The sequence below is a fragment of the Flavobacteriales bacterium genome (assembly GCA_016713875.1).
In the GTDB taxonomy this organism is placed as follows: Bacteria; Bacteroidota; Bacteroidia; order Flavobacteriales_F; family PHOS-HE28; genus PHOS-HE28.
In genome coordinates this window covers 296,285-322,942 of record JADJOI010000002.1, presented here as the reverse complement: position 1 = coordinate 322,942, position 26,658 = coordinate 296,285, and the positions used below count along the sequence as shown (strand labels likewise).

At 64.1% G+C, this 26,658-nt stretch carries 20 protein-coding genes; 17 read left to right on the top strand and 3 right to left on the bottom strand.

All coding sequences use genetic code 11. The annotated features are described in order from the left end of the window. Window positions 1–1,539: 1,539 nt before the first annotated feature. Window positions 1,540–2,370 (bottom strand): acyloxyacyl hydrolase, encoded by an 831-nt coding sequence (locus IPJ87_01445; GenBank protein ID MBK7940542.1) that lies wholly within the window; start codon window positions 2,368–2,370, stop codon window positions 1,540–1,542. A 720-nt stretch (window positions 2,371–3,090) separates the two neighbouring features. Next, the gene (locus tag IPJ87_01440; protein MBK7940541.1) at window positions 3,091–3,480 is read right to left on the bottom strand and encodes a hypothetical protein; all 390 of its coding nucleotides are present in this window, start codon (window positions 3,478–3,480) and stop codon (window positions 3,091–3,093) included. A 336-nt stretch (window positions 3,481–3,816) separates the two neighbouring features. On the opposite strand from IPJ87_01440, the gene IPJ87_01435 reads away from it, so the two are divergent. The 5 genes from IPJ87_01435 to IPJ87_01415 all read left to right on the top strand — a co-directional run bounded on the left by IPJ87_01435 (window position 3,817) and on the right by IPJ87_01415 (window position 7,400). Beyond that, window positions 3,817–4,476, top strand: a complete 660-nt coding sequence (locus IPJ87_01435) for a transposase (protein MBK7940540.1) — start codon at window positions 3,817–3,819, stop codon at window positions 4,474–4,476. Then, window positions 4,410–4,832, top strand: coding sequence for a transposase (locus IPJ87_01430; GenBank protein ID MBK7940539.1), 423 nt, complete (start codon window positions 4,410–4,412; stop codon window positions 4,830–4,832). Before IPJ87_01435 ends, IPJ87_01430 begins: the two co-directional genes overlap by 67 nt. A gap of 350 nt (window positions 4,833–5,182) precedes the next feature. Beyond that, window positions 5,183–6,088, top strand: a complete 906-nt coding sequence (locus IPJ87_01425; GenBank protein ID MBK7940538.1) for a hypothetical protein — start codon at window positions 5,183–5,185, stop codon at window positions 6,086–6,088. Continuing rightward, window positions 5,992–7,140, top strand: a complete 1,149-nt coding sequence (locus IPJ87_01420; protein MBK7940537.1) for a hypothetical protein — start codon at window positions 5,992–5,994, stop codon at window positions 7,138–7,140. The genes IPJ87_01425 and IPJ87_01420 overlap by 97 nt, the downstream gene beginning before the upstream one ends. Beyond that, on the top strand, window positions 7,134–7,400 hold the full coding sequence (locus IPJ87_01415; GenBank protein ID MBK7940536.1) for a T9SS type A sorting domain-containing protein: 267 nt from the start codon (window positions 7,134–7,136) through the stop codon (window positions 7,398–7,400). Before IPJ87_01420 ends, IPJ87_01415 begins: the two co-directional genes overlap by 7 nt. A 22-nt stretch (window positions 7,401–7,422) precedes the next feature. On the opposite strand, the gene IPJ87_01410 is transcribed toward IPJ87_01415, so the two are convergent. Further along, complete coding sequence (locus IPJ87_01410; protein MBK7940535.1) at window positions 7,423–10,068, bottom strand: valine--tRNA ligase; 2,646 nt, start codon at window positions 10,066–10,068, stop codon at window positions 7,423–7,425. 260 nt (window positions 10,069–10,328) lie between these two features. On the opposite strand from IPJ87_01410, the gene IPJ87_01405 reads away from it, so the two are divergent. From IPJ87_01405 to IPJ87_01350, 12 genes are all read left to right on the top strand, one after another. Then, window positions 10,329–10,730: a DUF1573 domain-containing protein gene (locus tag IPJ87_01405; GenBank protein MBK7940534.1), complete on the top strand. Its 402-nt coding sequence runs from the start codon at window positions 10,329–10,331 to the stop codon at window positions 10,728–10,730. A gap of 105 nt (window positions 10,731–10,835) precedes the next feature. Then, window positions 10,836–12,062, top strand: a complete 1,227-nt coding sequence (locus IPJ87_01400; GenBank protein MBK7940533.1) for a pyridoxal phosphate-dependent aminotransferase — start codon at window positions 10,836–10,838, stop codon at window positions 12,060–12,062. Window positions 12,063–12,157: 95 nt separating this feature from the next. Beyond that, window positions 12,158–12,661 (top strand): hypothetical protein, encoded by a 504-nt coding sequence (locus tag IPJ87_01395; protein ID MBK7940532.1) that lies wholly within the window; start codon window positions 12,158–12,160, stop codon window positions 12,659–12,661. 56 nt (window positions 12,662–12,717) lie between these two features. Beyond that, window positions 12,718–14,655, top strand: a complete 1,938-nt coding sequence (locus tag IPJ87_01390; GenBank protein ID MBK7940531.1) for a hypothetical protein — start codon at window positions 12,718–12,720, stop codon at window positions 14,653–14,655. Window positions 14,656–14,780: 125 nt separating this feature from the next. After that, entirely contained in the window at window positions 14,781–15,221 is a 441-nt protein-coding gene (locus IPJ87_01385; GenBank protein ID MBK7940530.1) for a hypothetical protein, read from the top strand. A 202-nt stretch (window positions 15,222–15,423) separates the two neighbouring features. Next, complete coding sequence (locus IPJ87_01380; protein ID MBK7940529.1) at window positions 15,424–17,616, top strand: T9SS type A sorting domain-containing protein; 2,193 nt, start codon at window positions 15,424–15,426, stop codon at window positions 17,614–17,616. Between the two features lie 305 nt (window positions 17,617–17,921). Continuing rightward, window positions 17,922–20,045 carry a hypothetical protein gene (locus IPJ87_01375; protein ID MBK7940528.1) on the top strand — a complete coding sequence of 708 codons (2,124 nt, stop codon included), beginning with the start codon at window positions 17,922–17,924 and terminating at the stop codon, window positions 20,043–20,045. A 35-nt stretch (window positions 20,046–20,080) separates the two neighbouring features. Next, entirely contained in the window at window positions 20,081–22,057 is a 1,977-nt protein-coding gene (locus IPJ87_01370) for a hypothetical protein (protein MBK7940527.1), read from the top strand. A 2-nt stretch (window positions 22,058–22,059) separates the two neighbouring features. Beyond that, entirely contained in the window at window positions 22,060–23,961 is a 1,902-nt protein-coding gene (locus IPJ87_01365; GenBank protein ID MBK7940526.1) for a hypothetical protein, read from the top strand. 72 nt (window positions 23,962–24,033) lie between these two features. Then, window positions 24,034–25,902, top strand: a complete 1,869-nt coding sequence (locus tag IPJ87_01360; GenBank protein MBK7940525.1) for a hypothetical protein — start codon at window positions 24,034–24,036, stop codon at window positions 25,900–25,902. 4 nt (window positions 25,903–25,906) lie between these two features. Continuing rightward, a complete protein-coding gene (locus IPJ87_01355) occupies window positions 25,907–26,077 on the top strand; it encodes a hypothetical protein (protein MBK7940524.1) in 171 nt (56 codons plus the stop codon). Continuing rightward, the gene (locus IPJ87_01350) at window positions 26,074–26,658 is read left to right on the top strand and encodes a hypothetical protein (GenBank protein MBK7940523.1); all 585 of its coding nucleotides are present in this window, start codon (window positions 26,074–26,076) and stop codon (window positions 26,656–26,658) included. The genes IPJ87_01355 and IPJ87_01350 overlap by 4 nt, the downstream gene beginning before the upstream one ends.

Genomic DNA, 26,658 nt, shown 5'->3' with positions numbered 1-26,658 from the left:
CATCCCTGCCTACCTTTGAAGTATGTTACGCGAGCTGGTCTCCCGCGACACAGAAGGCTTCAAGCGCCTGTGCGAAGAGCATCAGGTGGCCTCGCTACATGCCTTTGGATCTTCCGGTTCATGGGCCGTTCAACGCGGAAAGCGATGTGGACACGGTGGTGGACCTGAAGGCCAGCGACCCGCTCACTTTCGGGAACTGATGCTGGACCTGTGGGACAAATGGAGCTTTCTTTGGCCGCCGGGTGGACCCTGCTGACCATGCGCTCGGTAAAGAACCCGGTAGGATGCGCGAGGTGATCGAACGGACCAAGTGGTGCGGTGTACGATGGAAGCCAAGCGCAAGTACTGGTCTGATATCATCCTCGCTCTGGATGCGATCGACATCCATTTGCAGGCATCACGACCTACGAGCAATATGCCGCCTCCATTACCGTGAAGGACGCTGTTGAGCGCAGGTTGATCGTCATTGGCGAGGCCGTCTACAAGCTGATGCTGCTCGACCCGGACGACCCGTTCGAGGACGGCCAGAAGATCCGCGCCTTCCGGAACCGCTTGGTGCGTGCATTGCGATGCCACGGACGACATGACCGTGTGGGCGATCCTCCGGAATCACCTTGGTCCGCTGCGGAAACTGGCAGAGGAGCGAAGTCGGTGATGGCCGTGGTGGCCAGCATCGGCCGCATCGCCAAGCCGGACAAAGATCCAGTTGTGAGCGGGTTGCCCAAGACATGCAGTGGCAAGATCGTACGGCGCATCCTGCGGAAGGTGGCGGAGAACGAACTGGGGAGCTTGGGGGACACCTCCACGCTTCTGGACCCGCGGTGGTGGAGGAGATCAGGCGGGGGCGGGTGTGAGGCGCTACGGCTACGGCCCCAACCGCACCACAAACCGCTTCGGTCACCGTGGCCTGCACCAAGGGATCGCGTGGTACCGCACGTCGCCCCCATCGAAGAGCGCTGCACGTTCAACCGTTGCTGCGCCCGGCAGATGATGTCGGCCACGCCGCTGTTGTTCACGTTCACCTCCTGCGCCGCCAGTGCGCCGGCGTCGATGGGCCCCATGAAGCCGCTGTACAGATATAGGCCACACCGCAGCGGCCCGCCAGCCGCACATCGCCCGCGCCCTGTGCAGGCCCACGTAGCAGGTATCCACCGCGAGCGGCAGGTCCACCGTGCCCTGGGCGTTGCTGCTCGATGCGGAACACCTGCTGGCGCACGGTGTCCGCTGCATGTACGTTCCCCGTGCCGCGCAGCTCCAGCCATCACCGTCTGCAGCGGCACGCGCACGGTGATGCGCGGTCGGAAGCTGCGCGCAGTTGCACCGGTTCTCATTGCGCCCCGTCAACGTGCCGGCCTCCACTTCCGTCACCACCTGGTCAAGCAGGTTGGCACCACCCTCCACCACCACCGTGCCGGACTCCTGTTCTCCAGGACGAGGTCGATCCGGTCCTCCATGACGATCCGATGAAAAGAGCCCAGGCCGCGCTCCTCCAAGCGTTCCGGTCCTGTGCTCGTCACGCAATCGTCCCACTGCTCCGCCTCACAGGAGGCGAGCAACAGCAACAACAGGGGAAACGCTCGGCTCATGACCATCGGTAACCGAATCCGAATTCCCCGTGATCGCCACTGCGTGGTGGCTCTTCAGCGCCATGTACGCGATCAGGTGGCGGCCGATGCGATGGCGACAGCCCATCCGGTGGAACACCGCGGCCCTGGTCCGGCACAGGCGTGTACGTACGCCCCATCTGCATGAACAGGCTCGCCACGCCCGAAGATCAGTGCGTAGCCTGCATGGAGCCCGGCCTGCGTGAGCGCCAACCGCCCTTTGTCCGCAAGGGATTCCTGCTCGCTGCGCAGCGCCCCTTGTTGAAGACGTCACCCCCCGAAGGCCACTGCCGACTTGCGCGTCACGCGCCACTGCCCTGCCCGATCGGGCTGTACACGCTGTACTGGCCGTTCTCCGGTCGTCCAGTCTCGCCCAGAACAACGACCCCACCACGCTCTGCTCGCGCCGCGGCCGCTCCAGCGGAACGGTATCCTTCACGTGCACGTAAGGCGTCACCGGTCCCAATGCCTGCGCCACGCCCAGGCTTGCGCTCAGCAGGTTGAGCCCCAGGTTGGGCAGGGCGAACGAACCATTGCTCCAGTGGTCGATGCCGAAACCCGCCGAAATCTCCCGTACGGCCGAAGCGGTGGCGGTAAGGCCAACATCAGCTGGATCGCGGTGTTGATCACTGAGCCGATCGCGATCGGCTTGCTGTTCTCCCTTCGGTCGTACGGTCGCGTCACCAGGCCCAGCCCCCCAGCCCAGGCGCATGCCGAGAATCGCCGCGGGCACCGTGCGTGAACGGCAGGTGCGGTAGGGCAGCACACGCAGCGCGGCCCGATGCGTTCCGGGTTCGCCAGGCCCGTGTACATCAGCCCGAACCCGTAGGAAGGGCCCCGGTAATGCCGCTGCCAGGGCCGGTCACCCGGCAGCCGCCGTTCCACGAAGAGCTCCGGTGCCGTGCAGTGATCCTCCACCAGGATCCCGCTGCTGGGCCGATGCGGCCAGAGGAAGCCGAAGTGTCCGCGCAGGCCGATGGCCCAGGGCTGCGCCTCCCCGGCGAGGTGCACAGCAGGAGGACCGCCGCCAGCGCCGAACGCCGGTCAGGCCGGCACACCAAGGGGATCCGCCGGCGCATACCGCTTGTGTCCGTACTGCTTCATGTACAGGTCATACACGATCCCATCGGCCAGGCCCACCTTCGGCACGAAGATCTCGTGATCTCCGCCGCATCCAGCACACGCAGGAAGATGTCCGCCGCCGGGATGATGACGTCCGCCCGGTCGGCCCGCAGCCGCAGCCGTTCACCCGGTCCTCCAGGCTGTAAGCGGCGATGCGATCCCGATGGCGCTGGATGTCGGCCGCTGAAGCGGTTCTCCATAGCGGTTGCCGTTCTCCTTGAAGATGCGGTTGATGTTGCCCGCCTGTGCCCACCGCCATCCAGCTGCCCGTGCTGGGCGCGCAGTTCGCCCAGGAAGTCGGCGATCTCCGGCCACGTGCTCCTTCACCTTGCCGGCCAGCATGCGCACGGTGCCCACCTTGAAGCTAGCGGTCTTCCGCGCGACGCCCCTTCTCCAGCCAGGTGAGCTCGGTGCTTCCACCGCCCACGTCGATGAAGAGGTAGCTGCGGTCCTTCAGCAGGTCCTGCGTCAGAAGGTGCTGCAGATCAGGTCTCCCCTCCTCGCGCCCGCCGATCGCCTCAATATCCACGCCGGTCTCCATCTCTACGCGGGCGATGGTCTCCGCGCTGTTGGAGGCCTCCGCATGGCGCTGGTCGCACAGCACCGGTAGCGAGGCACACCGTACGTCGATCGGCAGGCGGAAGGCCTTCAGGCTCTTGATCAGGTAGTCGCGCTTGGCGGCCCCGATGGCGCCGCTCGCGAACACGTCCTCGCCCAGGCGGATGGGCACGCGCACCAGCGAGGTCTTGCGCACCACTGGGATGGTCCTCCGCTCGATGACGTCGCCGATGAGCAGCCGTACGGCGTTGGAGCCGATGTCGATGGCGGCGTATTTGAGGTCGCGTTCGATAGGGCGAAGGTACTCTGGGCTTGCAAGCTTTCCTTAGCGAACAGACCAACTGAAGGGAAGCCGAGCGGTGCGGGAGGTGAACCGGACGAAGGTTCAGGAGCAAGTCCTGTCATTCTATTGGGACCTCTCGTACCCCGGTGTCCTCGGCTCGGATAGTAAATGAGGCTTGCGGCCTGTTAGAGTTCTGAAGCAACGGACACCTGCTTAGCCCCTTCAGTGGAAGAACAACCCAAAAGTACCATGAGAACGATCGGTATCGATGTGAGCAAGGCGACATTGGATGCAGCCCTGCAGGACGAACAGGGCAACGTGGTGAAGGAAGAGCGGGTGAAGAACAGCACCAGCGGGCTGCGCACCCTGTTGCGCAAATGGACCAGGCAGGGCCTGTGCGACACCCGGGCCTTGGTGTGCCTGGAACCGACCGGGCATTACAGCCATGGCGTGGTGAAGACCTTGGTGGTCATGAGGTATCCCACCTGGCTGGCCCACGCCACGGACATCCGCTTGAGCATTGGGATGCAGCGCGGCAAGAGCGACACGGTGGATGCTCCGCGCATCGCACAATACGCCCACCGGTTCAGGGACAAGGCCCGGCTGGTCGGACAGGCGCATCTGGCGTTCGCCGAGCTGAAGGCGCTCTTGGCCCTGCGTGAGCGTTTGGTGAAGGAGCGGGCCAAGGACAAGGCCCAGTTGAGCGACAACGTGCTTCACCTCACCGGGAGCGCCAAAGAGCTGATGAAGGCCGAGCTGCAACGCCAGGCTCAAGGCCCTGGAGCGGTCGATCGCCCAAGCTCGACAAGGCCATCTCCGCCTTCCTGCGGAAGGACAGTGCCTTGCAGCGCAAGAACAAGCTGGCCCAAAGTGTATCGGGCATCAGGCCGGTGCTGGTCAGCGAATTGATCGCCCACACCGCGGGTTTCACCCGCTTCGATCCACCCCGGCAGCTGGTCTGTTCTGTCGGTGCAGCACCCTTCGAGCGCACTTCCGGATCGAGCGTCAGGGAAAGACCGCCACCTCCTCCTTGCCAACCACCGCCTCAAGAGCCTTTTCAAGCTGGCCGCGCTGGCCGCCGTTCGTGTTCCCGGAGACCCTACAGGCTACTACCAACGCAAGCTTGCGCAAGGCAAACGGCCCATCGTCGCCCTGAACAATGTGGCTGGCAAGATCATCCACCACCTCTGGGCTGTGCTCCACTCGGGCCAACCTTATCAGCCTCGCTTGCACATGTCATAGTAATAGGGGTGGCCCCACCATAGGGTACCTCGAAGAACCTCGCTCCGGCGGCGTTCATGGCAGGCTCTCGGGCCGTATACACTTGCTCTCCTTCGGTCATACTTCGTTCCTCCTCAGTCGGATACTTCGTTTCAGTATCCTCCTTTCGGAGCGCCTCGTCTGACCGAACGATAGCTGCGTGCGCCATCCGTTCGAGGTTCTTCGAAGTACCCCATATGGGCGGTGGGCAGGGACAACCTGGGACCGAACGGCTCGTCTATGGCCGGAACTGGACCGGCATGGGTGGTCCGATTTTCCGGCGGGTTATCTTCAGGCTCCTCGGGTCCATGAACAACGAATTCGTCGTTCACCAGCATTTCATCGAACAATGACCATGTACGGACCGCCCCTCTTCTGCGCATTGGCTCTTTGGTCGGCCCAGGCCCAAGCGAACATCAGCTTCACCATCGCGCCGGAGCATTGCAGTAATGCCGATGGATCGGTGAATGCCACGGTGACCGGCGGTGTACCGCCCTATAGCTATAGCTGGAGCAGCGGGCCCACTTCCGAGGATATCCATGGCCTTCCTGCGGGCAGTTACACCCTGACGGTAACGGACTTTCTGGGTGCGGTGCAGCAGAACACCGCCGTAGTGCCCAACCTGCCTGGCTGGGAATGGGATCCCGGCCAAGGACTGGCTCAAGCGATCCCATCTTGCAACGGGGATCCCGGCGGCTTGATCCTATTCGGTGGGGACATCCCTTCCTATCCGCTGGGGCCGGGGCCGCACCAGAACGACGCTGGTTGCGTAATGCAAGTGCAACTGCAAGACCTTCCTGCAGACGTCCAGTTGTTCGGGATAAGCACCATGTGCTACTGGGGCGCACCGGGGCAGATCTACGCAGTGAACTACACTGACGTCAATGGCTGCCCGGGCTACATGGAGGCGATCGTTCCGCAGCCGCCGCAGTTCTACCCCGTGAGCATCCGGATATCGAAGGTTCGTGCTCCGGCGGCGCCAACGGCCATGTGGCGTTCAGCATTCCGCCGGAGGCGGACTTCATCTACGGGTTGCATCCGCGCTTGCTCGATGATCAATGGGCGCCCGTTGCGGCATTCGCCAACCTGGCCACGAACTGGACCGTCGGCTGGACCTACGATGTGCCGGACCTCGCACCGGGCACCTACGCCATCGTCAGGCGCTTGCTGCACGACACGGATTTCGATTTCGCGTTCGGCGGCTGTGGAGACACCACCTACTTCACCATTCCTGATCTCGGTCCCACCTGCGGCAACGTGAGCGGCACGGTCGTGATCGATGCGGATGAGGATTGCGTTCTGGACTTCACAGATGCGGCGATACCTCAGATGATCCTGGAGTTCATGCCCGGACCCTACTATGCCACCACCAACGCATACGGTGAGTACAGCATCAACCTCCCGCTGGGGAACTACACGGTTGAACAACAGACGGCACTTGTTGATGAGCATTGCGTGGGGAACCCCGGTCCGCTGAGCGTTGCGGGCAACATGACCTTCAACCTGCTCGACACGGCCACGCAAGCGTTGGATATCCAACTGAGCTTGGCGAGCGGACCGGCGCGCCCCGGCTTCGAATTGCACTATGCCATCGACCTGGACAACCTCACCAGTGCCACCAGCAACTCGAACATGGTGGTGATGACCTTCGATCCAGCCGTGAGCTACATCGGTGCAACGCCCACACCCAGCAACGTGAGCGGCAATACGATCACATGGAACAATGCAGGCGCTCTGTACTATTTCCAGCATCGCGACATCAGCGTGCGTTTGCAGGTGCCGCCAGATGTGGGCTTGATCGGAACGGACCTGCAAGCCACAGCAACCGTAACGCCCAATGCCGCGGACGTGAATGCTGCGAACAATTCGGCAACGGTCATCACCACCGTCACAGGTAGCTACGATCCGAACGATAAGACCGCCACCACGAGCAGTGCATGGAGTCGGGATCTGTACTATATCGACGTGGACCAGTGGATCGACTACACGATCCGTTTCCAAAACACAGGAACCGATACGGCATTCACGGTCGTGATGCGGATACGCTTCGAACACACTCGACGCCGGTTCGCTCACCATCGGCGCAGGCTCGCATCCGTTCACCTGGGAATTGCAGGACAGTGGCACCTTGAAGTTCTACTTCGTGAACATCCTCTTGCCCGACAGCAACGTGAACGAACCCGCGAGTCACGGATCCGTGTCTTTCCGTGTGCGACCTACGCTTCCACTATTGCCCGGCACCGTGATCGAGAACACCGCCAACATCTACTTCGATTTCAACCCGCCAGTGATCGCCCGAGCCGAGCGTGCTGACGGCGGAGTTCAGCACCGATGTGAGCGAAGCTGCGCCCAACGGCATCCGGCTCTCGCCGAACCCCGCGAGCGAAGTGCTCATGGTCCATCTGCCGGATGGCGCATCTTCCACATTCGCGCTGCTCACCATCGATGGGCGGCAACTTCAGGTCCCTGCCACGCGAAGAAGCGACGGTTTCCAACTGGAAGTGCGTTCCCTGGCGCCCGGGGCCTACCTCCTAAGAACTGAAGAGGGCATGGCCTGGTTCATCAAGCAGTGATGAAGCGATGGGCTTGTCGAGCCTACTTCAACACCGCCAACCGCTCCTCCAACGACTTGATCTTCGCCTCGGCGTCGGCTTTCTTCTTGCGCTCGTTCTCCAGCACCTGAGCCGGCGCACCGGCCACGAAGCGCTCGTTGCTGAGCTTCTTGTCCACGCTGGTCAGGAAGCCGCGGAGGTAGGTGAGCTCCTCTTCGGCCTTCTTGGCTTCGGCAGCGGCGTCCAGCTGAGGAAGCAGCACCGCATACTCCGTGGCACCGGCGAAAACGGCCGTGGCGCCCGCCGGAATGGACCCGAAAGGACCGGCCAAGGCACCGGTGTTCGCGAGCTTGTCGACGAGCGCGGAGGATGCTGCGGTCAACGGAGTGCTGCCCGAAGGACCCACTTGCAGCGGTTCCTTTGGTGACAGCCCGCGCTCGTTCCGCACGGCGCAGACGGCGCTCACCAGGTCGAAGGCGTGCTGCACCTCGGCCTCGAGCTTCGCATCGCCCGCGCCGCCCTTCGGCCACGCCGCGATGATGATGTCCTCGCCCTCCTTCCGCTCATGAAGATGGTGCCACAGCTCCTCTGTGAGGAAGGGCATGTAGGGGTGCAGCAGCTTCAGTACATCCTCGAAAAGACCGATGGTGGCCTCGTAGGTCGCGGCGTCGATCGGCAGGGCCACACTGTCCACGAAGGCGGGCTTGATCGATTCCAGGTACCAGCTGCAGAGGTCGTCCCAGATCAGCTTGTAGGTGGTCATCAGCGCCTCGCTGATGCGGAACTGGTCGTACAGGCCATCGAGCTCGGCGGTGGACCGAGCGACACGGCTCTGCATCCAGGCCACGGCCACCGCATGGCCGGCAGGCTGTTCATGCTGCGCGACGGTCCAGCCCTTCACGAGGCGGAACGCGTTCCAGATCTTGTTGCTGAAGTTGCGGCCCTGCTCGCAGAGGCCCTCATCGAACGGGAGGTCGTTGCCAGCCGGGCTGCTGAAGAGCATGCCGGTGCGCACGCCGTCCGCGCCGTACTTGGCGATCAGGTCGAGCGGGTCGGGGCTGTTGCCGAGGCTCTTGCTCATCTTCCGGCCCAGCTTGTCGCGCACGATGCCGGTGAGGTACACGTTCTTGAAAGGGATCTCGCCGCGGTACTCCATGCCCGCCATGATCATGCGCGCCACCCAGAAGAAGAGGATCTCCGGCGCGGTGACCAGGTCGTTGGTGGGGTAGTAGTACTTGATATCCGCGTTGTTCGGGTCCTTGAAGCCGTCGAACACGCTGATGGGCCACAGCCAGCTGCTGAACCAGGTGTCCACGACGTCCTCGTCCTGCTTGATACCCTTGGTGCTCTTGCCTTCGGCGGTGAACTGCGCAATGGCCTCGGCCTCGGTGCGGCATACGGCCACGTCCCCGGCCTCGTTGTACCACGCCGGCACCTGCTGCCCCCACCACAACTGGCGGCTGATGCACCAGTCGCGCACGTTCTCCATCCAGTACGTGTAGGTGTTCACGAACTTCTGCGGATGGAGCTTCACGCGGCCGTCCTTCACCACCTCGAGCGCCGGCTTGGCGAGCTCACCCATCTTCACGAACCACTGCAAGGAGAGACGCGGCTCGATCACGGCGTCGGTGCGCTCGCTGGTGCCCACCTTGTTCACGATGTCCTCGGTCCTCACCAGGAAGCCCTTCTCCTCCAGCTCCTTCGCGATCTTCTTGCGCACCACGAAGCGGTCCTCGCCCACGTAGAGCTGCGCAGCCGCACTGAGCGTGCCGTTGGGCTCCAGGATATCGATGGTCTCGAGGTTGTGCTTCTTGCCCAATTCGTGGTCGTTCACGTCGTGCGCAGGCGTCACTTTCAGCGCGCCGGTTCCGAACTCGCGCTCCACGTACTCATCGAAGATCACGGGGATGCTGCGGCCGATGAGGGGCACCTGCACGCGCATACCCTTCAGGTCCGTATAGCGCTCGTCCTCGGGGTGCACGGCCACGGCGCTGTCGCCCAGGATCGTCTCAGGACGCGTAGTGGCGATCACGATGTACTCCTCCACTCCATCGGGGTCCTCACGCTCCACTTTGTACCGGATGTGAAAGAGCTTCGAGTTGACCTCCTTGTGGATCACCTCTTCGTCGCTGACCGCGGTGAGGGCCACGGGGTCCCAGTTCACCATGCGCAGGCCACGGTACACCAGGCCTTTCTTGTGCAGGTCGATGAACACGTCGAGCACCGCGTCGCTGAGGTCGGGCTCCATGGTGAAGCGTATACGGTCCCAGTCACAGCTGGCGCCGAGCTTCTTCAGCTGCTCCAGGATCACCCCGCCGTACTTCTCCTTCCACGCAAAGGCGTGCTTGAGGAACTCCTCGCGGCCGATGGCGCTCTTCTTGAGCCCCTGCTCGCCGAGCAGGCGCACCACCTTGGCCTCGGTGGCGATGCTCGCGTGGTCCGTGCCCGGCACCCAACAGGCGTTCCTGCCCTGCATACGCGCGCGGCGCACCAGCACGTCCTGGATGGTGTTGTTGAGCATGTGGCCCATGTGCAGCACGCCCGTGACGTTGGGAGGCGGGATCACCACGGTGTAGGGCTCGCGGTCGTCGGGTACGCTGCGGAAGTAGCCCTTCGCCATCCAGTGGGCATACCAGTGGCCTTCGGCGTGGGCCGGATCGTATCGTTTGGGGATCTGAGGGGTGCTCATCGGAGAGGCTTCGAGCAAAGCCGCGCGGGCCTTTGCATCGAGGCCGGCAAAGGTAACCGGAGGTCCCGGTTCGGCATGGGATCGGCGGTACACGGGCACACGGAACGCGGCCCTGTTAAGGTCTTGTTAATGTCGGAACCCTCAGGTGACCCGTCCGTAGTTTTGGTCCAGCAACGCACGAAACCCGATCCACTCCATGAAGAAGTTCCTCCTCTCGTTCGGCCTCAGCGCCCTCTTCCTCGGTGCCATGGCCCAGGACAATGCCAAGCCCGTGGGCGGCACCGGTCCGCAGATCAGGCCTCGACAAGGAAGTGCATGACTACGGTACCATCGCCAACGGCGCGAACGGCACCTGCGAGTTCATCGTGACCAACACCGGCGACCAGCCGTTGATCATCACCAATTGCAAGGGAAGCTGCGGCTGCACGGTGCCCAAGTGCGACACCGCCCCGATCAAGCCCGGCACCAAGACGACCATCACGGTGAAATACGACACCAAGCGCCCCGGCCCGATCAACAAGAGCGTGACCATCAGCAGCAACGCCACGAACGCCCCCGAGAAGGTGGTGCGCATCAAGGGCACGGTGGAGGCCGGTCCCGAGACGCCCGCTTCCCCGGTGAAGGAGCAGAGCCCCATGGCCCCCGTGGAGAAGACCAACTGATCCAGCGAACGTTCCCATCGGAAGCCCCGCCGGCCTGGCGGGGCTTCTTCGTTCGCGTACTGTGCGCACGGAACGCCGAACTTCGCCCCACACTTCCCGATCCCGATGCCCGCCATTTCCACCAAGGGTCGCCTGATGCCGGCCTCCCCCATCCGCAAGCTCGTCCCCTTTGCCGAGGCCGCCCGCAAACGCGGGACCCAGGTGCTCCATCTCAACATCGGGCAACCCGACATCCGCACACCGGAGGTGGCGCTGGAGGCCATCCGCCACCTGGACCGCACCGTGATCGAATACAGCCACAGCGCCGGCTTCGAGAGCTACAGGAAGGGCCTGGCCGCCTACTACGGCAAGCACGGGATCCCGGCGACCCACGAGCAGATCATCGTCACCAACGGCGGCAGCGAGGCCCTGCTCTTCGGCATGATGGCCTGCTTCGAGCCGGGCGATGAGCTCATCATTCCCGAACCGTACTACGCCAACTACAACAGCTTCGCCTTGGCGGCCGGGGTCAAGGTGGTACCCGTCCGAAGCACCATCCAGGAAGGGTTCGCCCTGCCGGCGATCAGCGCGTTCGAGGCCCTCATCACCCCGCGCACCAAGGGCATCCTCATCTGCAACCCGGGCAACCCCACGGGCTATCTCTACAGCCGCACGGAACTGGAGACCCTGCGCTCCATCGTGCTCAAGCACGACCTCTTCCTCTTCGCCGATGAGGTGTACCGTGAGTTCTGCTACGACGGGGCCACCCATATCAGCGCGTTGTCCCTGGAAGGGCTCGACCAGCATGCCGTGCTGATCGATAGCGTGAGCAAGCGCTACAGCATGTGCGGCGCTCGGGTGGGCGCCTTCATCACGCGCAACGCCGAACTGCTGGCCACCGTGCTGAAGTTCGCCCAGGCACGGCTCAGCCCGCCCACCTTCGGCCAGATCGCAAGCGAAGCCGCCCTGAACACCCCGAAAGCGTACTTCGACGAGGTGATCGCCGAATACAGCCAGCGTCGCGACATCCTGGTGAATAGCTTGAACAGCATCCCTGGGGTCCTTTGCCCTTCCCCCAAAGGTGCGTTCTACTGCGTGGCCGAGCTGCCGATCGACGATGCGGACGCCTTCTGCCAATGGTTACTGGAGTCCTTCAGTCACAACGGCCACACGGTGATGATGGCACCGTGCAGCGGTTTTTATGCCGAGCCGGCCACCGGCCGGAAGCAGGTGCGATTGGCCTACGTACTGGAACAGGAAAAGCTCCGCAAAGCGGTGGATTGCCTGCGTGTCGCGCTGGACCAGTATCCCGGGCGTGTGCTTCACACCCAACGGGCCAGCACCTCGGTATGAACCCGGGCTGTTGAGAACAGCCGTCTGGATGACTTGACCCGCGCCAGCCGGCCACCGTAGCTTGGTCCGTTGATCCCACGCCGGAACGGCGGACCATGAAAGACCCGATCGGATCCACTGAACGGTCCAGCTTGAGCGCGTTGACCGGGGCGGTGATGTCTCTCCGTTCGACGACCCTCGGCTGGGCTTTGGCCTGCTCACTGCTGGGACACGCGCAGGTCGTGGTGCAGGCCGAGGCCGTGATCGCCCCCATCTTGCCCGAGGCCGCCGTGAAGCCCATGCTCGGGGCCGTCGTGGACTGGCTGCCCCACACCGAAGTGCACTACGACCGACCGAAGCGCATCCTCCACTTCGCCGGTCCCGTGACCATCCAGCCCGCTGAGCTGGCGCAACTCCTGAACGCTCACGGCTTTCAGCTCATCCATTGGTCCGGATCCGGCGCGCCGGGAACGGTCCGCATCACCATCGCGCCTCCCGATACCACCTCCCCACAGTGGACCCCCTTGGACGCGGACGCCGCGCACAAGAACGCGTGGATCGCCGCCGATCCGGCGCGCTACGTGGACCTCCTCGACCGCGCCACCCGAACGGACGAATGAACAGGAGCGATCGATCCCGCGCGCCCGGCGCCATAGGCCTCCTGACCATCGGTCTGATGGTGCCCATGGCGCTTGCCGGGCAGGCCTCGAGCGATGCCTGCGGCCTCGCGCCGGCCAACCAGTACCCGGTGGGCACCTCCTGCGTGAACGTGGCCTTCAACAAACCCGCCGCCTACGTCGCGAACATCAACCTGGCACCCGCCAGTTGCAACAGCGGCAACTTCGACGATGCGTTCGGCTGGTTCACCGCCACGGCCGCCACCACCACGATCACCTTCACTCCGGGCGGGCTGTTCGACGATGCCGTGCTCCACATCATGTCGGCCTGTGCGGCCAACGCATCGCTGGCCTGCGCCGACAACACCGTGTTCGGGGCGGAGACCGTGACCCTCGCCACCGTGCCTGGAACGAACTACATCATCCGCGTGCAGCGCTATAACGGCAACGGCGGGTTCAACGGCCAGCTCTGCGTGTGGTCGCCCCCGCCACCGCCCGCGAACGACAACTGTCCGGGTGCGATCGCCCTGCCGGTGCTGCCGACCTGCACGATGCTGACGTTCTCCAATGCCGGAGCCACTGCATCGGGGACCGCCCCCGCACCCACCTGCGGGCCGGCGCCCACCACCGATGTCTGGTTCACCTTCACCACCGGGGCCAGCGGTCAGGTCTTCATCGATACGCAGGCGGGCACCCTGGCCGATGGGGTGATGCAGCTGTACAGCGGGGCCTGCGGTGCGCTGGCCACGGTGGCCTGCAATGATGACGAGGACTTCTTCGGAGGGCTCTTCATGCCGGAGATCGACCGCCGCTGTGCCACACTGGCGCCGTTCACCACCTACCGGATCCGCTTCTGGGGCTATGGCGGAGCCACCGGTACTTTCGGTATCTGCGTGAGCGCTCCCGCCACACCCACCACCCCGCAAGAGGATTGTGCCGGGGGGGCCACCATCTGCAACGACCAGCAGATCAGCAACAACGCGAACTTCACCGGGTGCACGGTCGATCTGACGAATGCGAACAACGGATGCTTGGACGGCAATGAAAGCCAGGGCACGTGGTACTTCTTCTCCCCCTCGGCCTCCGGCACCGCTGCGCTCACCATCCAACCCGCGGCCAACATCGACTACGACTTCGCCATCTGGGGGCCGATGAGCACGATCACCTGCCCTCCGGTCGGCAACCCCATTCGCTGCTCCTGGGCCTACCCGCCGAACGTGCCGGGATATCCTGGAGCAGGTGCCTTCGTTACGGGCATGGGCAACGGAGCGGTGGACGCTTCGGAGAATGATTTCGGCAATGGCTGGGTGGCTCCGCTCAACATCATCGCCGGGCAGATCTACATCATGTACATCGACAACTTCGATGTCACCGGGCAGGCGTTCACCCTGGATTGGACATTGACCAACGGTGCCTCCTTGGACTGCACCGTGCTTCCCGTGGAGCTGATCGGCCCTGAAGCACATGTGATGAACGATGGTGTGCACCTCACCTGGGCCACCCAGACCGAAACGGGAACAGCGCGCTTCGTGGTGGAGCGGTCGGTCGATGACCTGGACTACACCCCGATCGGTGAACTCCCCGCCGCCGGACACTCGCTTGAACGGTTGGAGTATTCGTTCCATGACCGATCCCCTTCCGCGGGCCTGAACTACTATCGTTTGCGCATCCAGCACAGCGATGGCAGCGGGGATCTCTCCTCCACCGTGTCGGCCATCGTGGGTGCGGAACACCCCCGGCTTCTCGTCCGGCCGAACCCGGCCACGGACCGGGTCCACGTCCTGCTCCCGCGCTGCTCGACCTCACGCGTGCATTACACCCTGCAGACCGCCGATGGTGCGCGCATCCGCGAAGGCTCTGTTCCCTGGGACGTGCAGCGCGCCGACCTTGTGCTCTCCTTGGCCGGCGTCCCTGGGGGGCTGTACGTGATGATGATCGAGGATGCGGACGGCCGATCCTTGGGCAACGCCCGCATCGTTCTGGATCCGCACCCGTAGGCCACCCGGCCCTTCCGACCGCGTCTTGTGGATAACTCAGACCGGTGCTCAAGGCCGCGGATCCGTATCTTGCTGGTCGTCCATTCAATTGTGGACGCGCGAAGACCGTGCGTGCAGCCCTGTGGATGATCCTGATCCTGTTGACCACAGGACAACGTAGTGCGATCGGCCAAAGCGTGGCCGGGGTCGATGTGTTCCTGCACTTCTTTCTGCCCTTGACGAGTTCGTTGGAGAAGGTGACCATCCACACCCTGCACGACCACGACCAGGAGGTTCCGCTCCACCTCGCAGCGGATCGCACGCTGGCCAAGTTCACCCCGATCACCGACCTCGATCTGGATGCGTTCGCAACGGTACTTCAGGTCCGCGGGGTTCCGTTGCTCGGCGTGGAGGTGATGTGGCCCGGTCTCCCGACCTATCGCGCCGTGGTGCCCACTCCGGATGGCCGTTGGTCGCTTCAGGCCGGAGCCCCGCCCGACGATGCCGCACGATCGGCCGCCAAGCGCGCCTGGATCGACGCTCACCCCGCCCTCTACGAGGAATACACCCGTTCCGGCCCCCACTAGACCATGGGTCCGTTCTCGAACCGTCCATCCTTCCGCCAGACCGCGTCCGGAAGGTCCTTGTTGCTGGTCTTTGCGCTCATTGCGTTCCAGCGCGGGCATGCGACCACGTGTGCGGGTGCCACGGTGTTGAACCCCGCCAGCCTGCCGATCACCCAACCAGGCGCTGGTCTGTGGCGCCACCAACGACCTGAACTCGACCAACGTGCCGGGTAATCTCTGCGGCTCGAATGACAACGCCGCATACAAGAATGGCAATGAAGCGTTGTACGTGATCACCCCTACCGTTACCGGGGCATACAACATCAACGTCACCGGCCAGACCTGGAGCTCCGTCCAGGTCTGGGCCGGATGCCCGAACGGCGGAGGCACCTGCGTGTACGGCGACGGCAACGCGGCCAACACCACCACCATCACGGCCACGTTGAACGCCGGCACGCAGTATTACATCTGGTTCGACACCTGGCCCACGCCGGCCAGTCCATGCCCGGGCACCTTCAGCATTGGCCCGGCGCCTCCGCCTCCGGCGAACGACAACCCCTGCGGGGCCACCCCGCTCACCGCGGGTCTGGGCTGTACCTTCCAAGGCAGCACCACGGCCTCCAGCACGGCCACCACGGGCCCGCCCGCACCGACCTGTGCCTTTTACTCCGGCAGTGACGTCTGGTTCTCCGTCGTGGTGCCGGCCAGCGGCGTGCTCATTCTCGACTCGAACACGGGCGTCATCCTCGACGGGGGAATGGCCCTGTACACCGCCACGGCCTGCAACGGCACGTTCACCCAGGTGGCCTGTGATGATGACGCGAGCGCGAATGGGGCCATGCCGTACATCTATGCGTCCGGGCTCACCCCGGGGACCACGGTCTATGTGCGGTTCTGGGAATATGGGGGCGACAACAACGGCACCTTCTCCATCTGTGCGTACACCATTCCGCCCCCTCCGCCCATGACCGGGGACGACCCCTGCGCGGCCAACCCTCTGCCGGTCCTCGCCTCCTGCATCCCGCTCACCTACTCGAACATCGGCGCCACCGCCACCGCCGGCCCCCCCGCGCCAGGCTGCGGACTTTACACAGGCGGAGATATCTGGTTCTCCTTCACCGCGCCGGCGAACGGCGTGGTGACCATCGAGACCGCCATCGGTACGATGACCAACGGGGCCATGGAGCTCTATTCAGCACCAAGTTGCGCAGGCCCCTTCACCAGCATCCAATGCAACGACGATGCCATCGGGCTGATGCCGCGCATCGACCGCCGATGCACCCCGCTCACGCCTGGACAGACCTATTACCTGCGCGTGTGGGGCTACAACGGCCAGCAGGGATCGTTCAACATCTGTGCGTTCCAATCCACCACCACGAACACCTTCCCGGAGGACTGTTCGGGCGGCACGACCATCTGCAACAACCTGGCGTTCAACAACAACACGAACAACACAGGATGCACCGCCGACCTGAACGCGGGCAACCAGGGCTGTCTGGCCAGCGGTGAGCGGCAGGGCACTTGGTATTACTTCAGCCCCAGCGCTGCCGGCACCATCGGATTCACCATCAACCCAGCCGCACCTACGGATTATGACTTCGCGGTCTGGGGCCCCATGGCATCCATCACCTGCCCCCCTGTGGGCGCTCCGCTGCGTTGTTCCTTCGCCGCTCCGACCGGTCCGACCGGTTGCGGGAACGGAGCGACGGACTTCACCGAAGGCGCCGGCGGAGACCGATGGGTCAGCACCTTCAATGTCCTGGTGGGCCAGATCTACATCCTCTACGTGGACAACTTCAGCGCCAATGGCCAACAGTTCAGTTTGGACTGGAACCTGACCAACGGGGCCTCCTTGGACTGCACCGTGCTGCCACTGGAGCTGATCAGCCTGACCGCCCAGTCCGTTTCGGACCATGTGCTGATCAGCTGGGAGACCGCTACGGAAATGGCCTCTGACCACTTCATCGTGGAGCGTTCGCCGGACGGTTCGGACTTCACCCTGGTCGGTTCCCTCCCCGCAGCGGGGAACAGTCAGGCGCACATGGCCTACCACTACCGGGACCTCACGCCTCTGCAGGGTTTGAACTACTACCGCCTGGTGGAGGTGGATGCCCATGGGCATGAGACCCGTGTGGCCACCACCACGGCGATCTTCCGCAGTGCCGGCGCGGAAGGCCCCTTCCCCAATCCGACCTCTGGGGCGATCAGGTTGGTGCTTGAAGCGTCCGGTAGCGACCACGTGGAGCTCGCGGTGATCGACGCCATGGGCCGCACCGTCTTCGTGCGCACCTTCTTCGTTGGCCCAGGACCTTCGGTCCTTGACCTGACCCACGAAGGCCTGCCCGCAGGTAGCTACACCTTGCGGCTCACCGCCGGTTCCGGACAGCCACGTACGTGGCCTCTGCTGGTCTACTGAGCGTTTGCCAAGAAACCTCGTTGGACCTGTAACGTAGACCGGGGCCGGTCCCCCTCGAAGGCGATGCCCTTCGGGGGCATTCCCTGCGGCTGCATCCCCCTCTCCCCCAGCCTGTTGATAACTAGCGGGCAACTCTTTTCCCACGTGGGCGTCTTCCTGCTGCCTTTGCACCCGAACGTGGCTCCCTTCCAACCATCCGGACCGGATCGCCTACCCGGTATTGCTGACGAACCAAGGTCACGTTACTTTTGCCTGATGTCCATCAGTCCTTTCCTGCACCGAAACGCCCTACAACGCTTCGTTCCATGAAGAAGACGCTACGCTCACGCCAGCTGTACGTCCTGTTGCTCTCCGGTGTCCTCGCTGTCCCGGCCGCCGCGCAGAACGTGGCCATCAACACCACAGGAGCACCACCGGTGAACGCCAACGCGTTGCTGGAACTGGAAGCCACCAACCGCGGCCTGCTCATCCCGCGGATGACGTACAACGAGCGCGTGCTCCTGCCCGGCCCCACGGCGGGTCTGTGGGTTTACCAAACGGACAACTCCGCCCCCTACGACCCGAAGAACGCGGTCGGCCTGTACTATCACGACGGCACTTCATGGAACCGCATGGCCTCCGGCTCGGGTTGGTCGGAGACCGGGAACCTCGGCACCAACGTGGCCACCAACTACATCGGCACGGTGGCCGGCAGCAACGACGACCTGCGCATCAACACCAACGGTACCGCCAACCCGCGGATCACCATCAGCGGCACCAACGGCTACGTTGGTGTGGGCACCATCGCTCCTGCGGAAGCCCTGCACGTGAACGGAGCGGTCCGCCTCTTCAAACAAGCGCCCGTGTATCCCGTGACATCGTATAGCCTGACCACGGCCAACGGGGTCCTGCGGTACAATGATGGGGTCAACTACCATGAAGGCGGGGGGGTACGTGCCATCCAGGGCATGAACACCACAAATGGCAATGCCAACATAACGATCCCCTCCACGGCAGGGCTTTCCGCGGGTATGTATGTCAGCGGGACCGGAATCCCCGTGGGCGCCACCATTCTGAACGTGGTGAACGCCACCACGCTTCAACTAAGCGCGAACTGCACGGCCACCAATGTGAACCAGTTCCTGCGCGTGGGCCCGCTCTTCAGCCGGTTGGAGAACATCGAGACCGTGGTCACCGGCCAGGATTACACCGATTTCAACCTGATTTGCGGCGCTCCGGGCCAGACCCAAGGCGGTGTGATCAATGGTCAGACCAATGCGACTGCGCCTCAGCGCCTTCGCGAAACCCCCTTTCCGACGAGCCAGACGGCCCAATCCTCGGGCAGTCGGGTGCAATACCTCATCCTGGGCAGCGAGCTGGCCAACGCGCCCTTCAATCTGTGCGTGGGCAACATCACCCAGCTGGCTGTGACCGCGTTGGATGACGACCCGAACGTACCCGCTCCGGGTTGCGTGTTGAACATCAACGTCAAGGTGGCCACCACGGCATTGGCCAGCCTGCCCGCCACCGGCATCGATCAGGCGACGGGCAATGGCATGAACGCCTCGCCCGTGCGCTTCAATTCGACCAACCTCCGGGTGGGTGCGGGCGATGTGGTGTTCCCGCTGAACCCGCCCTATTTCTGGAACGGCACGGACAACATCATCATCGAGATCAACTACCTGAAATCGGCCGTGGCCGGTGTAAGCCCGCGTGTCCTGCTGACCACGGGCCTTACGTTCCAAAGCACGATCTGGTCCTACGTGCCCGGCTCGAGCGTGAACCCCGGTTCCACCCATTACACCACCCCGGCTGTTTTCCCCGCCGGATTGCTTTGGGGCCTGAACACCACGCGTCCGGTCTTCAAGGTGTGGGGCCAGGTGAAACAGCCCACGCCGTTCAACAATACCGGCGACTACACGCTGTTGAGCGGGCATGCACTGATGGTCGGCACCCCGCAATGGGCCGCCACGGCCGGTGTCTATCGCGGACCAGGCACCATACGCGCCCAGGACCGGGTCTTCGACGGTGGTCTGCAGCTGTCCGACCACGTGTTCGACCGCTACTTCGACGGAACGGCGAAGCCGGAGGAGGCCGCGTCCGCAGCGGATCACCGCTTCATTCCGCTCAATGACCTGGAGGGGTATCTGGCCGAGAACCGGCATCTGCCATCCATGCCCTCCCGATCCGACTGGGAGGCCGGTGAACAGGCCTCGCTCGGAGAATTGAGCACGGGCCTCTGGCGCACGGTGGAGGAACAGGCCTTGTACATCGCCGAACTGGAGCGTGACCTGCGTTTGCTGGAAGAGTTGACCTTCAACAAGGGACTGACCCAGGAGGAATGGCAACGGATGAGGCAGGATGTGGAACGCAGTCCACGCCTGACCGATGAGCAACGCATGGCACTGCTGGCCCGACTGGAGCAGTTGAACGAACGCAGCAAGCCCTGACCATGAATCCTGTGCACACCCTGAACCGCATGGCCATGAGGATCTCCCTGTCGGCGCTGACCCTGGGCCTGAGCATGGGCCTGGCCGCTCAGAACAACATCGGCATCAACGCCAATGGTGCCGCCCCGAGCGCCACGGCCATTCTGGACATCGACGTCAGCGCGCTGCCTGCGAACGCCAAGAAGGGCTTCCTGGTGCCCCGGATGACCACCGCGCAGCGCCCCGCTGGCGTGGATGGCATGACCATCTACCAGACCGACGGGGTGGCGGGCTACTACTACTATGACGCCACGCTGGCCCAGTGGGTACGCGTGAGCGTCGGCTCCGCCGCGTGGGACCTGCTGGGGAACGATCCGGTGAATCCGATCAACGACTACCTCGGCACCACGGACGCCACCGAGCTCAACTTCCGTACGAACAACATCGAGCGGATGGTGGTGGAAGCCGGCGGCCGCGTGGCCATGGGCGCGCCGACCCCGTTGCCGGCAGCCCAGCAGCTATTGGAGGTGAGCGGTGCTGTGCGCCTCACGGGCACCACCGCGAACACCAACGTCGGCACCATCCGGTGGAACAGCACCGACCTGTGGCATGAGGGCTACATGGGGCCGGCCGCGGGATGGCGGAAACTCCCGAACGATTATCAGGTCTTCGGACCGGCCGCCTATTCCCACCAGGCGGATGCCACCTGTGGCGCCGGAACGGCGGAGATCGCCAACAACATCCCCAATGCGCCGCTGCCTCCGGCCTGTCCCGGCTGTACCACGGGACAATGGTCGAACGCGGCCACGGTCACCCCGTACATCAACGCTACGGCTGCCGCGCAACGGGTGCGGAAGCAGATGATGTTCCTGGTGAACGAACTGAACGTGGAACTGGCCCAGTTGAACGGGAACACCACCTGGACGCAAGGCCTCTGCCCCGGTCAGCCGATCAACCAGATCGGATTCTTCATCGGCCAAGGGGCGCTTATCAAGCCTTGGGCGTGGCAAGTGGCCGTCTTTCACGCTCCACCGGGCGTGAACGACCTCACGGGTGGTTTCCTGGCCAATGCGGACCCGTCCGCCGGTTGCGGCTTCAATGCGCCGGCCACGCAGAACCGTCCGATCGCCGGCGCTGGCGCATGGGACGTCTTCAACCTCACCACGCCGTTCGTGTGGGATGGCGTGCGCAACATCATCGTCGAAGTCACCTTCCAAGGGGGGGCCGCCGGTGCCGCGTATAACGTGCCCGTGAAAGTCTCGACGACCGCCACGAACCTGTCCTACACGCGCTACGCCGGCCTTGTCTCCGGTACCTGTGGGAATACCGCCACGGCTTGTTCCGGCATCGTTTCCGGCAGCGGCATGGACAATACCTGTGGCCTCGGAGGTGCGAGCACCATTCGTCCGGTGGTGCGGTTCGGCGGCACGGTGAGCACCACCCCGGGCCCGATCGTGTCCGGCAACGGGAACTACGTGGTGTATGATGGCGGCTTCATGGTGGAGAACACCCCTGGCTGGCGCCTGTGGGTGAACCCGCCCGATCCATACCGCTCGTTCAAGGGTCCGGGCACCATCCACGCGGAGAAAGGCGTGTATGACAACGGGGTGCGCCTGAACGACCATGTGTTCGACCGGCATTTCGATGGCCGCGTGGCGATGGCCGATGCCGAGGCCGTCGGCGCATACCGGAACCTGTCCATCCAGGAGATGGCCGAATTCACGCGGATGAACCGGCACCTGCCCACCATGAAGGGCCGCGATGCCTGGGAGCGCGAACACGGGTTCTCCTTCGGGGACCTGACGAACCAGTTGTGGACGACCACCGAGACCCACGCCCTGTACCTCGCGGAATTGAACCGCCAAGCCCATCTGTTGGACGTATTGAGCTCCGACCGGCCCTTGCGTCCGGATGAACTAGGACCGATGACATCGGCCGTGAAGGCCTTGCCCGAGCTGACCGACGCCCAGAAGGCCCGGATGGTCTCTGATCTCAACGGTCGTGCCGCCACCGAAACTCGAACCACCCATTGATCATGCGCATGCGTTCGACCCGTACCGCGACCCCGCTGTTCCGCCCGGTCCTGCTCGGCATGGCGCTATTGGCCCTGCTGCCCGTGCATGCCCAGATCGGCATCAACAGCACGGGCGCCACGCCCAGCACCAACGCCATGCTGGACTTGAACCAGGTGGGCCGGGCCTTCCTGGCGCCCCGTATGACCGATGCCCAGCGCAGCGCCCTGGCCACCGCCGAGGGCCTGATGGTCTTCCAGAACAACAGCACGCCCACCGCACCCAAGGGCTATTGGTACTACGACACCGATCTGCTGCCCGCACCGGGCTGGGTCTTCGTGTCCAGCGTCGCCGCCTGGCAGCTCGGCGGCAACACCGGCACCAATGCCGCCACGGACTTCGTGGGCACCACCGACAACATGGACCTGGCCTTCCGCACCAATGGCGTGGAACGGATGCGGATCACCGCCGGCGCGTTGTCCACCGGTGGCCTCGTCGGGATCAACGTTCCGGCCACCTACACCGAACAGTTGGAGGTGAACGGCGGCCTGCTGATCGGCGGCACCTCGGCCACCAATACCGAGGGCAGCATCCGGCTCAACGCCACCACCGGCGCCCACGAGGGCAACATCGACAATACGGCCAACTGGTATCAGTTGGAGAACGCGTTCCTGCTGGAGAAGAACCGCGTGTACCTCAGCAACCCGGTGCCTGCCTGCGCCTTTCAGGCCGGCTGGCCCACCGCCGGGGGCCCCATCATCGACAACGGCAGTTTCGCCAACACCACCCTTACCAGCACCATCGAGACCCCCTACAGCCGCTTCTGGGAGGATGGTCGGCACCAATATCTCTACCTCGCCAGCGACCTGGTGGCGCTCAACATCTGCGCGAACACCAACATCACCGGCGCCGCCTTCAACGCCACTGCAGGCGGTGGTACGGCCATCACCAATACGCAGTTGAGCATGAAGAACACGCCCCTGGCCGCCCTGGCCACGTTGGATGTGGGCGGAGCCTGGGTGGTGTGCCATACCGCGGCGAGCTTCACGCCGGTGGTCGGTTGGAACGCGCACAACTTCAACGTGTCCAACTTCCAATGGAACGGTGCGAGCAACCTACTGGTGGAGTTCTGCTTCGACCAGAACAATTGGACGAGCAACGTGGGGGTGAACGCCGAGACGACCAACTACACGGCGCTCTTCGGCATTTATTGCGATGCCTGCGGCCACCTGTTCACCCCCGGCAGCGGTACCTGCTATTTCGCCTCCTGCCCCAACAACACCCCGCAGAACTTCCCTGGCGTTCTGTGCACAGGATACAGCCACACGCCTGGGTGCCAGCTGCTGCCCACATCCTCCCTCACCACCTGCGATGGGACCTTCCAGTTCACGGGCCAGACCGGTTCGGCCAGCCGCCGCCCCCTGCTCCGCCTGAACGCCCAGGTGAACTCCATCGTGCCGGTGCTCACTCAGGGCGACTTCATTTACAGCCCCACGGCCGTGATGGTGGAGAAGACCGGGGGATGGGCCACCAGCGGTGTCTCCCCCAACCAGAAGTTCAAGGGCCCGGGCACCCTCAGCGCCGAGATCGGCGTGTGGGGCGGCAACCTGCTCCTGAGCGACCACGTGTTCGATGCCTACTACGACGGCAAGGCTCGCGAGGAGGACGGCCAGCGCGGAGCCGGCTACAGCCGCCTGCCCATCCAGGAGATGGTCAACTACGTGGAGCGTGAGCGCCACCTGCCCACCATCCCCGGCCGGAGCGACTGGCAGATGCAAGGGCCCTTCAGCCTCGACGACCTCCACACGCGCCTATGGGTCACCGTCGAGGAGCAGGCCCTGTACATCAAGGAGCTCAACGAGCGGATGAACCTGCTGCGGCAGCACTTGGTGCGCCAGCGCCTGGACGGGTTGAGGCAGGACTGATCCCCCACTCTGGGCACGAACCCCTGAACGATGAAGGCGCTCTCCCTCCACCGTTCAGGGGTTCGGCATTGCTTGAGGACCGCATCCCTCTCCGTGCTCCTGATGGGGCCGGTCGTGCTCGGACAAGTGGGCATCAACAACACGGGCGCGGCGCCCGGCACCAACGCCCTGCTGGACCTGAACCAGGTCGGCCGTGCGTTCCTGGCCCCCCGGATGACCGATGCCCAGCGCGCCGCTCTGGCCACCGCCGAGGGCCTGATGGTCTTCCAGAACAACAGCACGCCCACCGCACCCAAGGGCTATTGGTACTACGATACCGACCTTCTGCCCGCACCGGGCTGGGTCTTCGTGTCCAGCGTCGCCGCCTGGCAGCTCGGCGGCAACACCGGCACCAATGCCGCCACGGACTTCGTGGGCACCACGGACAACATGGACCTGGCCTTCCGCACCAATGGCGTGGAACGCATGCGGATCATCGCCGGCGCGCTCTCCACGGGCGGTCTTGTCGGGATCAACGTTCCGGCCACCTACACCGAACAGTTGGAGGTGAACGGCGGCCTGCTGATCGGCGGCACCTCGGCCACCAATACCGAGGGCAGCATCCGGCTCAACGCCACCACGGGCGCCCACGAAGGAAACACCGACAATACGGCCAACTGGTATCAGCTGGAGGACGCGTTCCTGCTGGAAAAGAACCGCGTGTACCTCAGCAGCCCGGTGCCCGCCTGCGCCTATCAGGCCGGCTGGCCCACGACCGGGGGCCCCATCATCGACAATGGGTCCTTCGCGAACACCACGCTCTTCAACACCATTGAAACGCCCTACAGTCGCGGCTGGGAGGATGGACGCCACCAATACCTCTACCTCGCCAGCGACCTGGCCGCGCTGAACCTCTGCGCCAACACGAACATCACCGGGGCGGCCTTCAACGCCACCAGCGGTGGCGGACAGGCCATCACCAACAGCCAGTTGAGCATGAAGAACACGCCGCTCGCTGCGCTGCCTACGCTGGATGTCAGCCCTGGGTGGGTGGTCTGCCACACGTCGGCGAGCTTCACGCCGGTGGCGGGATGGAACGCCCACAACTTCAACGTGTCCAACTTCCAATGGAACGGCGCCAGCAACCTGCTGGTCGAATACTGCTTCGACCTGAACGATTGGACGGGGAACGTGGGCGTGAACGCGGAGACCACGAACTACACGTCGCTCTTTGGCATATTCTGCGATGCGTGCGGTCATCTGTTCACCCCGGGCAGCGGCACGTGCTACTTCGCCTCCTGCCCCAGCACAGCGCCGCAGAACTTCCCGGGCGTGCTCTGCACCGGCTACAGCCATTCGCCCGGGTGCAGCCTCCTGGCGAACTCCACCCTGATCACCTGTGATGGCACCTTCCAGTGGGTCGGCCAGACCGGCTCGGCCAGCCGCCGCCCCCTGCTCCGCCTGAACGCCCAGGTGAACTCCATCGTGCCGGTGCTCACCCAGGGCGACTTCATTTACAGCCCCATGGCCGTGATGGTGGAGAAGACCGGGGGATGGGCCACCAGCGGAGTGTCGCCCAACCAGAAGTTCAAGGGCCCGGGCAGCCTCAGCGCCGAGATCGGCGTGTGGGGGGGCAACCTGCTCCTGAGCGACCATGTGTTCGATGCCTACTACGACGGCAAGACCCGCAAGGAGGACGGCCAGCGCGGAGCCGGCTACAGCCGCCTGCCCATCCAGGAGATGGTCAACTACGTGGAGCGGGAGCACCACCTGCCCACCATCCCCGGCCGCAGCGACTGGCAGATGCAGGGCCCCTTCAGCCTGGACGACCTCCACACGCGCCTATGGGTCACCGTCGAGGAACAGGCCCTGTACATCAAGGAGCTCAACGAGCGGATGAACCTGCTGCGGCAGCATCTGCTCCGCCAACGGGCCATCGGAACGACCGACGCCCTCCATTGACGGGATGCCGATCAACGACCCCCGTCTTCAAGGGCTCATCCACCCGATCATCATCGCGTCCGTGCCGCTGTCCGTCCTCATCGGCTGGACCTCAGGCGCCTGGTGGGCTGGTCTTCTGGTCTTGATGGCCCTGGCCGGCGGGGGTATCTTTGCGCTGCGTCGCCGTTCCCGATGAACCGAGCCCTCACGGCCTCCCTGCTCGCCCTTTTCTTCTCCGGCCTTCCTGGTACGGCAGGCCACGCGGTGCCGCCCGCGGCCTATGCCACGTACTCCTTCGGGATCAGCTTGGCGACCAGCCTGAACAGCCAGCTGATGAGCTGCTTCGTGGTGAAGGTCTTCGAGGGGGAGGTGATCGCCACGGAGCCCCTGACGCGCGACCAGTTCCTGCTGCAGGTTCGCGGCCTGGTGCAGAGCAAGGCCAATCCGAACGGCACGGACCTGTTCGCTGAGCACGGGGTGGACGCCTGCAAGGTGCAGCAGGCCGAGGATGGTCGCCGGATCGTGCCCTATTGCGAGGTGTTGGACGATCTGTGGAAACTGCGCTTCTGGGAGTATCCGCTGCACGTGCAGGACGGCCAGCGTGTGGGCAAGGGCTGGGCCGAGGAACCATTGAACCCCTCGCCACGACAGATGTTGTTGTTGAGCAAATACGGCCTGCGCCACCCCACGGACCTGTGCCACAGAGAAGCGATGTTCCGGCTGCTGAGTGACGTGTCGGACCCTGACTGGGCGGACAACTACCGCAAGGGGCTCTGA